This window comes from Nocardioides dilutus, assembly GCF_054779555.1.
This window is the reverse complement of the sequence record NZ_BAAGYA010000002.1, coordinates 435,658-449,667: the sequence shown is the minus strand read 5'-3', so window position 1 is coordinate 449,667 and position 14,010 is coordinate 435,658. Positions and strand designations below refer to the sequence as shown.

17 protein-coding genes are annotated in these 14,010 nt (G+C 71.6%); 6 read left to right on the top strand and 11 right to left on the bottom strand.

The window, feature by feature from the left end; genetic code table 11:
- Positions 1-3 precede the first annotated feature (3 nt).
- The 3 genes from ACYVC6_RS11785 to ACYVC6_RS11775 are packed head-to-tail and all read left to right on the top strand — an operon-like array spanning position 4 to position 1,589.
- Entirely contained in the window at positions 4-606 is a 603-nt protein-coding gene (locus tag ACYVC6_RS11785; RefSeq protein ID WP_460714219.1) for a DNA alkylation repair protein, read from the top strand.
- A gap of 7 nt (positions 607-613) precedes the next feature.
- Entirely contained in the window at positions 614-1,093 is a 480-nt protein-coding gene (locus tag ACYVC6_RS11780) for a DUF2505 domain-containing protein (RefSeq protein ID WP_460714217.1), read from the top strand.
- Between the two features lie 13 nt (positions 1,094-1,106).
- A complete protein-coding gene (locus tag ACYVC6_RS11775) occupies positions 1,107-1,589 on the top strand; it encodes a DUF2505 domain-containing protein (protein ID WP_460714215.1) in 483 nt (160 codons plus the stop codon).
- Here the strand turns inward: ACYVC6_RS11775 and ACYVC6_RS11770 are convergent.
- Genes ACYVC6_RS11770 through ACYVC6_RS11760 form a run of 3 tightly spaced genes read right to left on the bottom strand, consistent with a single transcriptional unit; the run spans position 1,574 to position 4,885 of the window.
- Entirely contained in the window at positions 1,574-1,708 is a 135-nt protein-coding gene (locus ACYVC6_RS11770; RefSeq protein WP_460714213.1) for a hypothetical protein, read from the bottom strand. The two genes, ACYVC6_RS11775 and ACYVC6_RS11770, sit on opposite strands and share 16 nt — an antisense overlap.
- 45 nt (positions 1,709-1,753) lie before the next feature.
- Positions 1,754-3,382 carry an L-glutamate gamma-semialdehyde dehydrogenase gene (gene pruA / locus ACYVC6_RS11765; protein WP_460714211.1) on the bottom strand — a complete coding sequence of 543 codons (1,629 nt, stop codon included), beginning with the start codon at positions 3,380-3,382 and terminating at the stop codon, positions 1,754-1,756.
- A 27-nt stretch (positions 3,383-3,409) separates the two neighbouring features.
- Positions 3,410-4,885: a WS/DGAT/MGAT family O-acyltransferase gene (locus tag ACYVC6_RS11760; protein ID WP_460714209.1), complete on the bottom strand. Its 1,476-nt coding sequence runs from the start codon at positions 4,883-4,885 to the stop codon at positions 3,410-3,412.
- A gap of 125 nt (positions 4,886-5,010) precedes the next feature.
- Here ACYVC6_RS11760 and ACYVC6_RS11755 point away from each other — a divergent pair, with 125 nt between their 5' ends.
- Positions 5,011-6,372, top strand: a complete 1,362-nt coding sequence (locus ACYVC6_RS11755; protein ID WP_460714207.1) for a hypothetical protein — start codon at positions 5,011-5,013, stop codon at positions 6,370-6,372.
- On the opposite strand, the gene ACYVC6_RS11750 is transcribed toward ACYVC6_RS11755, so the two are convergent.
- A complete protein-coding gene (locus ACYVC6_RS11750; protein WP_460714205.1) occupies positions 6,335-7,603 on the bottom strand; it encodes an AAA family ATPase in 1,269 nt (422 codons plus the stop codon). The two genes, ACYVC6_RS11755 and ACYVC6_RS11750, sit on opposite strands and share 38 nt — an antisense overlap.
- A 10-nt stretch (positions 7,604-7,613) precedes the next feature.
- Complete coding sequence (locus ACYVC6_RS11745) at positions 7,614-8,297, bottom strand: hypothetical protein (protein WP_460714203.1); 684 nt, start codon at positions 8,295-8,297, stop codon at positions 7,614-7,616.
- 112 nt (positions 8,298-8,409) lie between these two features.
- Here ACYVC6_RS11745 and ACYVC6_RS11740 point away from each other — a divergent pair, with 112 nt between their 5' ends.
- Entirely contained in the window at positions 8,410-8,652 is a 243-nt protein-coding gene (locus ACYVC6_RS11740; RefSeq protein ID WP_460714201.1) for a helix-turn-helix domain-containing protein, read from the top strand.
- On the opposite strand, the gene ACYVC6_RS11735 is transcribed toward ACYVC6_RS11740, so the two are convergent.
- Genes ACYVC6_RS11735 through sigE form a run of 3 tightly spaced genes read right to left on the bottom strand, consistent with a single transcriptional unit; the run spans position 8,649 to position 11,055 of the window.
- On the bottom strand, positions 8,649-9,914 hold the full coding sequence (locus tag ACYVC6_RS11735; RefSeq protein ID WP_460714199.1) for a S1C family serine protease: 1,266 nt from the start codon (positions 9,912-9,914) through the stop codon (positions 8,649-8,651). The two genes, ACYVC6_RS11740 and ACYVC6_RS11735, sit on opposite strands and share 4 nt — an antisense overlap.
- Before the next feature lie 47 nt (positions 9,915-9,961).
- Positions 9,962-10,423 carry an anti-sigma factor gene (locus ACYVC6_RS11730; RefSeq protein ID WP_460714197.1) on the bottom strand — a complete coding sequence of 154 codons (462 nt, stop codon included), beginning with the start codon at positions 10,421-10,423 and terminating at the stop codon, positions 9,962-9,964.
- A complete protein-coding gene (gene sigE / locus ACYVC6_RS11725) occupies positions 10,420-11,055 on the bottom strand; it encodes an RNA polymerase sigma factor SigE (RefSeq protein ID WP_460714195.1) in 636 nt (211 codons plus the stop codon). The genes ACYVC6_RS11730 and sigE overlap by 4 nt, the downstream gene beginning before the upstream one ends.
- 191 nt (positions 11,056-11,246) lie before the next feature.
- On the opposite strand from sigE, the gene ACYVC6_RS11720 reads away from it, so the two are divergent.
- Entirely contained in the window at positions 11,247-11,900 is a 654-nt protein-coding gene (locus tag ACYVC6_RS11720; RefSeq protein WP_460714193.1) for an O-methyltransferase, read from the top strand.
- Positions 11,901-11,908: 8 nt separating this feature from the next.
- Here the strand turns inward: ACYVC6_RS11720 and ACYVC6_RS11715 are convergent, their stop codons facing one another.
- From ACYVC6_RS11715 to ACYVC6_RS11705, 3 genes are read right to left on the bottom strand one after another with little or no spacing between them, the layout of a single operon-like run.
- Positions 11,909-12,247, bottom strand: coding sequence for a hypothetical protein (locus tag ACYVC6_RS11715; protein WP_460714191.1), 339 nt, complete (start codon positions 12,245-12,247; stop codon positions 11,909-11,911).
- A complete protein-coding gene (locus ACYVC6_RS11710; protein WP_460714189.1) occupies positions 12,244-13,818 on the bottom strand; it encodes a leucyl aminopeptidase family protein in 1,575 nt (524 codons plus the stop codon). Before ACYVC6_RS11710 ends, ACYVC6_RS11715 begins: the two co-directional genes overlap by 4 nt.
- Positions 13,811-13,978: a DUF3117 domain-containing protein gene (locus ACYVC6_RS11705; protein WP_082599809.1), complete on the bottom strand. Its 168-nt coding sequence runs from the start codon at positions 13,976-13,978 to the stop codon at positions 13,811-13,813. The genes ACYVC6_RS11710 and ACYVC6_RS11705 overlap by 8 nt, the downstream gene beginning before the upstream one ends.
- Positions 13,979-14,010: the final 32 nt, after the last annotated feature.

Here is a 14,010-nt window from a genome sequence, read left to right as displayed (position 1 = left end):
GGCATGGGTGGCACGGAGTGGACGGCCGACCTGGTGTTGGCGGAGCTGGCACCGGGGATGCGGATGAAGCTGCTGTTCGACGCCGCCAAGGCGGCCACCGCGATCGCACCGGACGAGCTCGACAAGCTGTTCGAGGAGGAGTCGTACGAGGCCCGGATGACGGCGTTCTGCATCCTCGACTTCAAGGCGAGGAAGCAGACCGGTGACCTCGGGCTGCGCGACACCTACCTGCGCCACCACGACCGCATCGATGCCTGGGACATGGTCGACCGGGCCGCGCCGCGCGTGGTGGGCGCGACCCTGGTCGGTGGGCCGTACGACCTGCTGCACGAGCTCGCCGCGTCGCCCGACCCACTGCGCCGCCGGACCGCGATGACCGCGCCACTCTGGTTCGTGAAGTACGCCGACGATCCGGACGTCGAGGCCGGCTATGTGATCGCCGAGCTGTTGCACGCCGACCCGGACCCACTCGTCCACAAGCCGGTCGGCATCTACCTGGCCTACGCCGGTGAGCGACTCCCTGATCGGCTCGACGCCTTCCTGGAGTCGTATGGGGACGCGATGGCACGCCCGGCCTATCGGATCGCGGTGCGCAAGCGGGCATGATGCGCCCATGAAGTTCCGACACGAGCTCCGCTACGCCGCCCCGCCGGCGCAGGTCTTCGAGATGCTGGCCGACCCGGCGTTCCGCGAGGCGGCCTGCGAGGCGCAGGACGTCATCTCCGCCGACGTCCAGCTGGACCGCGACGGCGAGGGCTTCACCCTCGTCATCGACATGCTGCAGCGGACCGACGACCTGCCGGGGTTCGCGAGGACCTTCGCAGGTGAGTCCACGCAGGCGGTCCAGCGCGAGACCTGGACCAGCGCCAGTGGCGGCGACCTGCGGATCGAGGCCCCCGGCAAGCCCACGAGCATGCATGGCACGATCCGGCTCGAGCCCGACGGCGCCGGTACCAAGGAGGTCGTCGAGCTCGAGATCAAGGTCAAGGTCCCGCTGATCGGCGGCAAGCTCGAGAAGCTGATGGCCGACAAGGTCACCGCCGGCATGGACGCCGAGCACCAGGCAGGCACCGCCTACCTGGCCGGGAAGTAGGAGGAACCACCAGATGAGCACCCGCTTCTCGCACGACCTCACCTACGACGCCCCGATGGCCGACGTCGACGCGATGCTGATGGACCCGGACTTCCGCACGCGCGCGTGCCAGGCCCAGGGCGCCATCCGCCAGACGGTCTCCATCGGCGAGGACTCCGACGGGGTCACCGTCGTGGTCGACCAGGTGCAGAACGCCGACGGCATCCCGGGCTTCGCCAGGAAGTTCGTCGGTGACGAGATCAACCTGGTGCAGACGGAGACGTGGCACGACGCCGAGAACGCCCGGGTCGAGGTCGTCATCCCCGGCAAGCCCGGTGAGATGACCGGCACCATCAACCTGTCGGAGTCGGGTGGGGTGACGACCGAGCGCGTCGAGATGGAGATCAAGGTCAACATCCCGCTCGTCGGCGGCAAGATCGAGAACCTGATCGCCGATCTGCTGCGCAAGGCGCTCAAGTCGGAGAACGCCGAGGGCCGGGACTACCTGTCCAGCTGATCCTCGTTCCGGCGTCGCCACCAGATCACCGCCCCCAGCACCGCGAACGGCCCGAACGCGAGCACCAGCGTGAGCAGCTGCTCGACCGGGTGCAGCGCGCCCATGTGCAGAGCGTTCACCCGGCCGATCCTGCCACCAGCCCCCTCGAGCCCGTGAACAGCCAGTCAGTCCATGAACGGGTAGCGGTAGTCCGTCGGCGGGACCATCGTCTCCTTGATCGACCTCGGCGAGGTCCAGCGCAGCAGGTTGAGCGCGGCGCCGGCCTTGTCGTTGGTGCCGCTGGCCCGGGCCCCACCGAACGGCTGCTGGCCCACGACCGCGCCGGTCGGCTTGTCGTTGATGTAGAAGTTGCCTGCCGCGAAGCGCAGCTCCTCGCTGGCCCAGGCGATCGCGTAGCGGTCCCGGGCGATCACGGCTCCGGTGAGCGCGTAGGGCGCGATGCCCTCGAGCTGGCGGGTGACCTTCTCGAACTGGTCGTCGGGATAGACGTGCACGACCAGGATCGGGCCGAAGTACTCGGTCGAGAACATCGCGTCGGTGGGGTCCGTGGCGACCACGACGGTCGGGCGGACGAACCAGCCGACCTTGTCGTCGGTCTGGCCACCGACGGCCACGTCGAGCTTGGGCTGGCGCTTGGCCCGCGCGATCGCGGCCTTGTGCTTGACGAACGCGCGCTCGTCGATGACCGCCCCGATGAAGTTGGAGAAGTCGGTGACGTCACCCATCGGCAGCGACTCGACCTCCGCGAGGAACGAGTCCTTCATCCGGTCCCACACCGACTTGGCGATGTAGGCCCGGGAGGCGGCCGAGCACTTCTGGCCCTGGTATTCGAAGGCACCGCGGACGAGGGCGGTGCGCACCACGTCGGGATCGGCCGAGGGATGTGCGAGCACGAAGTCCTTGCCCCCGGTCTCGCCGACGATCCGCGGGTAGGAGCGGTATCCGGCGATGTTCTCGCCCACGGTCCGCCACAGGCTCTGGAAGACCGGCGTGGACCCGGTGAAGTGGATCCCCGCGAGATCGGGGTGGGCGAGCGCGACCTTCGAGATCTCGAGGCCGTGGCCGGGCAGCATGTTGATCACGCCCGGTGGCATCCCCGCCTCCTCGAGCAGCTCCATGGTCAGCGACGCCGCCAGCTGCTGGCTGGGTGCGGGCTTCCAGATGACGGTGTTGCCCATCAGCGCCGGGGCGGTGGGCAGGTTGCCCGCGATCGCGGTGAAGTTGAACGGCGTGATCGCATAGACGAAGCCCTCGAGCGGGCGGTGGTCGGTGCGGTTCCAGATGCCGGGGCTGTTGGCGATCGGCTGGTCGGCGAGGATCTGCTTGGCGTAGTGGACGTTGAAGCGCCAGAAGTCGATCAGCTCGCACGCGCTGTCGATCTCCGCCTGGTAGGCGGTCTTGGACTGGCCGAGCATGGTGGCGGCGTTGATCCGCTGGCGCCACGGGCCGGCGAGCAGGTCGGCGGCCTTGAGCATGATCGCGCAACGCTCGTCCATCGACAGCCGGCGCCAGTCGGGTGCCGCGTTGCCCGCCGCCTTGATCGCGGCCTGCGCGTCCGCCTGGGTCGCTGCCTTGAGGACACCGAGGACGTGCTGGTGGTCGTGCGGCTGCACGACGGAGATCTCGGGGCCGCCACCGGACTTCCGGCGTCCGCCGATGTGCGCCTTCAGGTCCTTCGGCCGGCGCTCGAGCTTCTCGAGCTCGACGCGCAGGGCCTCCCGCTCGGGAGTGCCGGGCGCGTAGGTCAGGTTCGGCTCGTTGGTGGGAGCCGGGGGGAAGGTGATGGCGTCCATGAGCAGCCACCCTAGTCCGGGTCCGGCCTAGGACCTGGTGGCCTTCTTCTTCGCGGCGGTCGGGCTCTTCCGGCGTCCGCGCGGGGCGCGCGGCCGGGCACCGGAGACGGTGTCCAGCAGCTCGACGAGGGCCTCGCTGATGCACTGGCCGAGCACGTCGGCGTCCGGGACCAGGTCACGGTCGGCGGTGATGCCGTAGAAGACCTTGCCGTCGTAGGACGTGATGCCGATGGCCAGCGCGTGGCCGGGCAGCAGCGGAGGCACGGGGTAGGTGCCGATCATCCGGGCACCGGCGGCGTAGAGCGGCGACTGCGGGCCCGGGACGTTGGTGATCGCGATCTGGAAGCCGCGGCGGAGCTCGGAGGCCGCGACCCGAGAGCCGATGGCGTGGAACGTCGCGGGCGCGAAGCCGGCGATGCCCGCGAGCCGGTTGGCGGCGACCGCGCGGCCGGTCTCCTTGTGCGACTGGAACGAGTAGGACACCTGGTGCAGCCGGACGACCGGGCTGGCCTCGCCGACCGGGAGGTCGACGAAGTGGGGCGCGACCTGGGTGCCGAGCGAGGTGGCCTCCAGCTCCCGGTCGATGACCGACATCGGGACGACCGCGTGCACCTTGCGCAGCCCGGCCATCGACTCGGCACGGGTCATCAGCCAGGTCCGCAGACCGCCGGTGACGGTGGCGAGCACCACGTCGTTGACTGTGCCGCCGTGGTCGTCGCGGATCCTGCGGTAGTCGGCGAGGTCGGTCGTGACGGTGACGACCCGGCGCTGCTGGGAGAGCCGGCCGGACAGCGGCGTGTCCCGCTCGGGGCGGCGGCCGGTCAGCGCGTTGGCCACCCGCGCCACCCGAGACGCGACGGCCTCGGCATTGCGCAGGGTCGAGTCCAGAGTGCCGCGCAGCGTGTCCGCCGCCGTGTGGGGCTCGGTCACGGTGTCCTTGAGCGCGGACATGAGGAGACCTGCGGACGACGGCCTGCGCCGGGCGAACCAGTCGTCGGGCCAGTCCGCGGCGCCGGTCACCTTGGGTTCGTCGTCGCGGTCCAGCAGCACCTGTCCGAGGTCGACCGTCTCCACACCGTCGACGAGCGCCTGGTGGGTCTTGTAGAGCAGCGCCACCTGCCCGTCCGCCAGCCCCTCGACGAAGTAGACCTCCCAGAGCGGGCGGCCGCGGTCGAGCGGGCGGGAGACGATGCGGCCCACGAGCTCGCGGAGCTGGTCGGCAGAACCCGGGCGGGGCAGGGCCGAGCGGCGCACGTGGTAGCCGAGGTCGAAGGCCTCGTCGTCGACCCACACGGGGTTGGCGACCCGCCCCGGCACCTGCTGGAGGCGCTGGCGGTATCGCGGCACGAACGCGATCCGGTCGGAGATCAAGGCGACCAGACGGTCGTAGTCGAAGCCCGAGTCCTCGGGGTCGAAGACCTCGACGGTGGCGTTGTGGCGCGGGGTGGTCGGCGTCTCCTCCACGAGGAAGGAGAGGTCACGTTGTCGAAGACGCTCCGTCATCGCTGCCACCCCCTGCCTGCTTGGTCCGACGAGCGATTCTGACAGAGTTGTCCCGAGCGTCCGGCATTGGTGCACTCCGACCCCGAGCAGCAGCGAGTTGAACATCAACCTGTGAACGAGATCCGGTGAACGACATCCTTGCCCACGGGGTCGGCGGTTCGAAGGACCTCCCGATCCCGACCGAGCTCGCGGTCGCGGGCGCCGTCGCCGCACTCACCATCAGCTTCACCGTCCTCGCGGTCGCCTGGCGGTCACCCCGCTACGACGTGGCGACGAGCGGGCGGCCGGCGCCGGGGTGGCTGGCCCGGGTGGTCGACTCGCCGGCGTTCCTCGTCGTGACCCGCACCATCGGCTTCGCGGTCTTCGCCTTCGCGGCGATGGCCGCGATCCTGGGCCAGGACCGGCTCACCAACCCGATCTTCGGGATCTTCTACGTCTGGTGGTGGGTCGGTCTCGTCCCGCTGTCCCTGCTGTTCGGCCCCGCCTACAAGGCGCTCAGCCCGGTGCGCACGATCAACGCGGCGTTCGCCAGGATCTCCGGCACCGACCCCGACAAGGGCGTCTTCACCTACCCCGAGCGACTGGGCTACTGGCCGGCCGCCGTCGGCCTGTTCGCGTTCGTGTGGCTCGAGCTCATCTATCCCTACTCCACCGAGCTGGGTCCGGTCCGGCTCTGGTGCGCCGCCTACGTCGCGGTCATGCTCCTGGGCGGCGCGTTGTTCGGCAGCGGGTTCTACGAGCGTGGCGACCCGTTCGAGGTCTACTCGACCCTGGTGGGCAAGCTCTCGATCTGGGGGCGCCGGCCCGACGATGAGGCCGCTGACGGGTCCGGCCTGCTGGTCGTGCGCAGCCCGCTGGCCAACCTCGACACTGTCGAGGTCCGGCCGGGGCTCGTCGCCGTCGCGGCGGTGCTGTTCGGCAGCACGGCGTTCGACTCGTTCAAGGACTCGTCCATCTGGATCAGGTTCATCCAGAACAACGAGTCCCTCTCGACCAGCGCCACCCTCGTCGATGTCGCCAACAACCTGGCGCTGCTGTCGTTCTGCGTCGGCGTGGGCCTCATCTTCGCGGTGGGCACGATGCTCACGCCCGTCGCGCCTGAGATCAGGCGCCGCGACCTGCCCAACCAGTTCGGTCACTCGATCGTGCCGATCATCGTCGGCTACATCGTGGCCCACTACCTGACCTACCTCGTCGAATACGGGCAGCAGACCCTGATCCAGGTGAGCGACCCGTTCAGCAACGGGAGCGACTGGTTCGGCACTGCCGACCTCGAGGTCAGCTACTGGTTCACCTACCACCCGACACTGCTGGCCAGCATCAAGGTCCTAGCCGTCATCGTCGGGCACGTCATCGGTGTCATTGCCGCTCACGAGCGAGCGGTCCGGCTGCTGCCGAGGCGACACCAGCTGACCGGTCAGCTGCCCCTGCTCGTCGCCATGATCGCGTTCACCGTGGGCGGGCTGCTGCTGCTCTTCGCCGCCTGAGTCTCCCCTGCCTGAGCCGGCCGCGTCGGTCGGACGTCCCACCAGGCCCCGGCACGATGGCCTCGGCCACCTCGCCCAACGTCCTCACCAGTGCCGAGTCCGGCGCCGACTCGGTGAGCGTCCGCCCGGTGACCAGGGCCCGGTCGACGGAGTCCCGGTCGTCCGGCAGGAAATGCAGCCCCACCGGGCGGGCGAAGCCGGAGACCATCGACGCCACGTCGTGCTCGGCCCAGCCGAGGGAGGACCGCATCCGGTTGACCACCACCCGGATCGGCACCGGCCCGAGGGTCTCGCGCAGCTCGCTCAGCCCCCTGACCAACCGGGAGAGGCCGACCGGGTCGGCGGTCCCCACGGCCACGACCTCGTCCGCGGCGGTGAGCGCGTCGACGGTGAGCTGGTTGCGGCCCGGCCGTGACCCGTAGTCGGTGGCAGGGTCCTCCTCGAGGCTGAACCCCGTGTCCACCACCACGTGCCCCCGGTCCCTGGCGACGTCCAGCAGCGCCTCGAGGGTGCCCTGCCTCACCTCGGTCCACCGGTCTGGTCGCGGTAGGCCGGTCACGACGCTCAGTCGCTCGTCCAGGCAGCGGGGCACGCTGCCGAAGCCTTCGGCCAGCGTCCCGGCAGTCACCAGCCGGGCTGCGGCCAGCAGGCCCGACACCTCGTCGAGTACGCCGAGCACCTGCGCCACGCTGCCGCCGTAAGGATCGGCGTCCACGAGCACGGTGGGCGCGCGGGTGGCCAGCACCGCGGCGAGGCCGGTCGCCACGGTGGTGCGGCCCGGAGCACCGGCCGGCCCCCAGACCGCCACGACCCGGCCTCCGGTGCCGTCCGGTGCCGCCACCTGCTCGGCCGGAGCCGCAGCCCTGGGTGGCGGCGGCTCCTCGGGGCGGCGAACGGCCTCGACGAGCCCGTCGAGGTCGTCGTCGGCCACCACGGTGGGCGCCCCGATCCGCGCTCCGCGGACCCGGCCGGCCTCGAGGGCCGCACCGCCCGGGCTCACGGCGACGGGCCGTACGCCGTGTCGCTGGAGGTGGTCGACGGCCGGCACGTCGAAGCCCGGGGCGTCCAGCCCGACCACTGCGACGTCGGCCTGACCTGCTGCGGCGGTGGCGAGCAGGTCGTCCACGTCGACACAGCGCTTGAGGACCACCACGTCCGAGCGGGCGCCGAGGGCAGCGAGTGCGAGGGATTCCCACGGCGCCCCGGCGGCGACGATCAGGACGACGACCACGACTGGTTGCTCAGCCGCGACGGACGACGGTCAGGACGGCGGCGTCATGGGTGCCGAGCAGGGCGAAGAAGGGCGCCGCCGCGGCCTCGGGCACCGCGAGCACGAGCTGTCGGCGACCGGAGGTGCCGAACGACTCCGCGAGCGGCGGTGCGTCGACGACGGTCACGCCGGCCAGCGCCGGCCCGTCGCCGGGAGCCGGCGCCGTGCTCCCGGGCTCCCCCTCGGGCGCGGGCGCGGCCACGACGAAGACGTCCACGACGGCCCCGGCCGTCACCGACGGCGGCACCTGCTCGGGCTCGACTGCGATCGGCAGCTCGACCAGTCCGCTGTCGCCCGCGCTGCCCACCGCCCCACGCGGGACCAGCTCCCCGGTGCCCACTCCCTGCACCAGCTCGAGGTCGGCGGGCAGCTCGTCGTCGACGGTGAAGTAGCCGGACAGGGTGTCCTCGTCGGCGAACCGCACCCGAGCCGCGACCAGGTCGTCCTCGGTCAGCCGGGAACCGGCGCCCAGGTCGGAGGCGGCACTCCACACCTGGACGGTGTCGTCGGCGGCGGCGAGGAGCCGCGCCCCCGCAGCCATCGAGCCAGCGACGAGCACGACACCGACCCAGAGACGTGGGTCGCGCCAGCCCGGACGGCGCACCCGCTGCGCAGGTGTCGTGACATCCGTGGCGTCCCCGAGAGTGGTGGCCACGGCGTCATCCTGCCGCGCGGCGGCGTCCTCGTCACGTGGTCCTCCACAAGTCCTCCACAAGGCCTGGGGTGCCCGCCTGCGGCGAGGTGCGCCGGATGCGACGATGGCGCGCATGGCCGACCAGCCGCGGTTCCTGCTCCTCGCCGACGTCGCCGAGATCCTCAACACCTCGGTCGCGCAGGTCTACGCGCTGGTCCGGCGCAGGGAGCTCAAGGCCATGAAGATCGGCGGCCGGGGCCAGTGGCGGGTGCAGGCGTCCGACCTCGAGGACTACATCCAGCGGATGTACGCCGAGGCCGACCGGTTCATCGACGACCACCCGTTCAGCGGCCGGGAGACAGACGCCGAGGTCTAGCCGACCTCGGAGTCGAGGGTCACGTCGAAGACCTTCTCGTCCCCGTCGCGATCGACCGTGAAGGCCAGCGTCTCCCCGGGCTGGTGCGCCCGGATGGCCACGATGAGGGCGATGCCGTCGGTCACCCTCTCCCCCTCGAGCGCCACCACCACGTCACCCTTGGCGAGGCCGGCCTCGTCGGCGGGCTGTCCCTCGACCACCGAGTCGATGAGCGCGCCCTCGCCGTCCGCACCGCCCGTCTGCACCTTGGCGCCGATCACCGGGTAGCGGGCCTCGCCGGTCTCGAGGATCTGGTCGGCAGTCACCCGCACCTGCTCGATCGGGATCGCGAAGCCCACCCCGATGTTGCCCGCGTCGCCCCCGATGACGCCGCCGGCCGTGGCGATGGCGGAGTTGACCCCGACGACCTGCCCGAGGAGGTTGACCAGCGGCCCACCCGAGTTGCCCGGGTTGATGGCGGCGTCGGTCTGGACGGCGTTGATGTAGGACGAGGCGTCCCCGTCGCCGGTGGTGACCGGCCGGTTGACCGCGCTGACGATGCCCGCGGTCACCGTGGAGCTGAGGCCGAGCGGGGAGCCGATGGCGACGACGCCCTCACCGATCCGCAGAGCTTTCGAAGCACCTAGCGAGGCCGGCCGGAGCTGCTTGGCGTCCTCGGAGAAGAGGACCGCGAGGTCGTAGACGGGGCTGCGTCCGACGACGGTGGCGTCATAGCGGTTGCCGTCCTGGTCGACGATCTCGATCGGACCGTCGTCCTCGGCGGCCTGCTCAACGACGTGGTTGTTGGTGATGATGTGCCCCTGCTGGTCGATCACGAAGCCCGACCCGGTGGCCCCATCGTCCTCGCCGTCGTAAGCGGCGGAAATCTGCACCGTGCTGGGCAGCAGCTCGGCCGCGACGTTGGCGATGGTGGCGTCGCCGGCCTCGAGCGGCGGCACCGACACCGTGTCGACCTGGTCGAGACCCCCCGGGACACGGCCCGAGGACTCGGGTGAGGAGTCGTCGTCGAGCCGGTCGTAGATCGCACTGCCGGCGACCCCGCCCAGGACCCCGAGGACCAGCGCCAGCGAGGCGACCACCGGCCACACCCAGCCGCTCGGCCGGCTCCGGGGCGCCGGCGCGACCGGGGTGAGCGCGGTGGGCAACGGCTCGGTGTTCGGCGGTGGCGTCCAGCTGGGCCGCGGGCCGCGCGCGGCCGACGCACCCAGGGGAAGCGTCGGCTCGGTCGGTTCGGCGTGCTCGTCGGTCACCTGGTCGGTCACTCAGCCATTGTGACCGGTGGGGTGAAGCGCGCCCACGACCGGGAGGGTCAGGGAGTGGTGGAGCGGCGGCTCGGGCCGACGGTGGCCGGGGCCCCGGGCGAGTTGACGGTGGTGGAGGGCGTCCGGCGCTCGGGGTTGGGGATGTCGGCAGGGGCGTTGCCGAGCACGAGCACCCCGACGATGGCCGCCCCTGCCGCGCCACTGCCGAGGGCGACGAGCCCGGTGCGGCGTACTCGCTGGTCGCCACCGGCTCCGGCCAGGTAGGCCTCGCCAGGAGTGAGGTCGGGTGCGCCCATCAGCGAGCCACGCAGATGGCCGGGCACCTCGGCCGGTGAGCCCCAGGTCAGACCGGCCAGCCGGGTCTTGACCCAACCCTCACGCTCGACGAGGTCGCGGCAGAGGTGACACAGGTGCACGTGGTCCCACGCGCGCTCCTCCTCCTCGGCGGACAGCTGCCCGTCGAGGAGGGCGCTCACCCGGGTGCCCAGGTGTCCCCCGAGCGGGTTCATCGCCGACCCTGTACGGACGACGGCCCGGCGGTGGGGCCGGAGTAGCGCGAGCGCCCCTCGGCGGGGGCCCGGTGCGCGAGGGCCGCACGCAGCTGGGCGCGGCCGCGGTGGATCCGGGAGCGGACGGTGCCGAGCTTGGCGCCGAGGATCTCGGCGATCTCCTCGTAGGTCAGCCCCTCCACGTCGCAGAGCACGACCGCCGCGCGGAAGTCGGGCGGCAGCGTCGCCAGCGCCCGCTCGACATCGTCCTCGAAGTGCATGTCCGCGTAGGCCATGTCCGGGCTGGGCGAGCTGCTCCGCAACCGGGCGGCCCGTTCGTCGGACAGGGCGTCGAAGCGGATCCGCTGCTTGCGGCGCGCGCCGTCGAGGAAGAGATTGGTCGTCACCCGGTGCAGCCAGCCCTCGAAGGTGCCGGGCGTGTAGGTGTCGAGCGAGCGGAAGACCCGGACGAAGACCTCCTGGGTGAGGTCCTCCGCGTCGTGGGCGTTGCCGGTCAGCCGGTAGGCGAGCCGGTAGACCCGGGCGGTGTGCTGGTCGACGATCTCGTCCCACGTGGGCACGCCCGGAGTCGCGTCCGGAGTCGCGTCAGGAGTCTGGTGCGGTGTCGCACCGGTCTGCCGCTCCGTGGTCACGTCGGCTCCGTCATCGTCGTGGGGGCCCCGGCTGGGGGTCACGACACTACGTCTGACGCCTGAGCGTTCCCTGAGCCTCACGCAGGTACCCAACGACCGGTCTCGAGCCGGTGTTCCCGCACAGTCGTTCTCAGCGGTTCCGGACGGTTTCGCTACAGGTCCGGACGGTTCGAGCGCGATACCTTGCCCCTATGACCGAGCCGATCAACGCCGCGAGCTGGTCCTACGCCGAGACCTACGTCGCGGAGGACGACATCCTGGCTGCGGCCCGCGCCCGCGCCGACGAGGTCGGCGTCGTCGCCATCGGGTCCGGCGGCGGTGCCGCGCTGCGGTTCCTGGCCTCGGTGCTCGAGGCCCGTGCGGTGGTGGAGGTCGGAACCGGGACCGGCGTCTCCGGCCTGTGGCTCCTGCGCGGGATGCGCGGCGACGGCGTGCTGACGACCGTCGACATCGAGACCGAGCACCAGCGACTGGCCCGCGAGACCTTCACCGACGCGGGCATCCCGACCCAGCGGGCGCGCACCATCGCCGGCTCCGCCCTCGACGTCCTTCCGCGGCTGACCGACGGTCACTACGACCTGGTGTTCCTCGACGGCGACAAGACCGAATACTCGGCCTACCTCCGGGAGGCCGTGCGGTTGCTGCGTCCCGGTGGCGTCGTGGCCTTCGACAACGCGCTGTGGCACGACCGGGTCGCCGATCCCGCCCAGCGCGACGCCGAGACGACGGCGATCCGCGAGGTGATCCGCGAGGTGGAGGACGACGACCGGCTGATCCCGGCGCTGCTGCCGGTGGGAGACGGGCTCCTCGTCGCCAAGAAGGAATGGTTGCCGGAGGGCGACTGACCCTCGACTCAGGCCCGCGCCATCGACGCGAACCCGCCGGCGCCCTCGGCGACCGCGACGATGTCGCAGGGCTCGATGAGGATCGGCGGGGCCCCGATGATCCGCGATCCCGGCGACTCCGCCGCGGACTCGGTGAAGGTCTCCTGGAACGCCGCGCGCGCCGCGTCGTCCTGGAAGACGTAGCAGCCCTCGAACCACTCCCCGGCACGCATCCGCCAGGTCTTGTAGCGGAGCCCGGTCATGTCGGTGAAGCGGGCGTGCGACATCGTCTCGACGTAGGTCGCGAGCTCGTCCTCGACCCCGGGGGTGGCGCCCTCCAGCGACCAGCGCACGGTCAGACCGTTCATCGCTTCGATCCCTTTCCGATCCCGGCCAGCGGATCCGGCCCGCCGAGCCACTCGAGGAGCAGCCGGGCCCCGAAACCCGTGGGGCCCTTGCTCCACTCGAACCGATCCTCGGGGGAATCCCCGGTCGAGGCGATGTCGAGGTGTGCCCAGGGCACGTCGCCGACGAAGTGCTGGAGGAACAGGCCCGCGATGATCGCGCCGGGGCCGCCGCCGGCGTTGTCGGAGTCGGCGATGCGCGAGCTGATCTTGTCCTCGTAGGCGCCGGCCAGGGGCATCCGCCATACGGGCTCGCCCGAGGCCGTGCCTGCGGCGGCCAGCGCGTCCGCCAAGGCGTCGTCGTTGGCGAACAGCCCGCCCACCTGCTGGCCCAGGGCCACCCTGATCGCACCGGTCAGCGTGGCGATGTCCACCACCACCGCCGGGTCGAGCTCGGCCACGGCGTAGGCCAGGGCGTCGGCCATGACCAGGCGCCCTTCGGCGTCGGTGTTGGAGACCTCGGTGGTCCGGCCGCCCCGGTGTCGGATCACGTCGCCGGGTCGCAGGGAGTTGCCGGAGACCGAGTTCTCGGCGGCCGCGACCAGGCCGATGACCGGCACCGGGCAGCCGACGGCGTCCAGCGCGGCCATGGTGGCGATGACGGCGCCGCCGCCGGTCATGTCGCGCTTCATGTTGGTCATCGACTCGCCCGGCTTGATGGAGATCCCGCCGGTGTCGAAGGTGATGCCCTTGCCGACCAGCACGACCGGGGGCCGGCGGCGCTCCGCCCTGGTGGCCCCCCGCGGCACGTAGTCGAGCCGGATCAGGCGGGGCGGGTTGGGTGAGGCCTGGCCGACGGCCACGAGCGCGCCGAACCCCTCCGCGGCGAGCCGCGCCTCGTCCCAGACCGACACCTCGAGGCCGCTCTCGTGGGCCATGGTCACTGCCTGTTGGGCCAGCCAGTCCGGGGTCTTGAGATTGGCGGGCATCCACGCGAGCGTCCGCGAGCGCCAGGCGGCTCCACCCGACGCGCTCGCACGCTGGACGGCTGGGGCATCGGCCTCGGCGAGCTCGGCCAGGACCACCCGGCCGACGGGCAGGTGCTCGGGTGGCGTCGAGCGCCAGCTGAAGCCGAAGGAGCCGAGGATCGCGCCGACGACGAACGCCTCGAGACCCAGCTCCGGGTCGACTGCGGGGACGGTGGTGGCCAGGGTCGCGCGATCCATCGCCGCCCGGGCGGTCGCGGCACCGGCACGGCGGAAGTCGTCACGGGTGCCGGAGCCGAGCCCGACCAGCAGCACGCAACGCAGGTCGGGAGCATCCGGGACACCGGCCGGGACCGGCAGCGAGGTCACCTCGCCGGCAGCAGCCGTGGCCCGCGCGGACTCCAGGACGCCCACGAGATCGAGCCCGAGCAGCTCACCCAGCTGTTGCGCACCGGGGCCGAGCAAGGGCGCGCCATCGGGCTCGCCCGCGGGCAGCACCGGAAGTGCTACGACGTCGGCCCCCGGGACCGCGTGCGGCAGCCTGGCGTCGACCGAGACAGCAGGAGGTGAAACCTGCGACGGGGACGAGGTCAGACGGGCCTCAGCCAACAACGTCCTTGAGGGCGTCCCCGAGTGCACCGGCCTCATCGGCGTTGAGCTCGACCACTAGGCGACCACCGCCCTCGAGGGGAACGCGCATCACGATGCCGCGCCCTTCCTTGGTGACCTCCAGCGGACCGTCGCCCGTCCGCGGCTTCATCGCCGCCATGCGGCACCTCGCCTTTCTCCGGCCTTGCATCC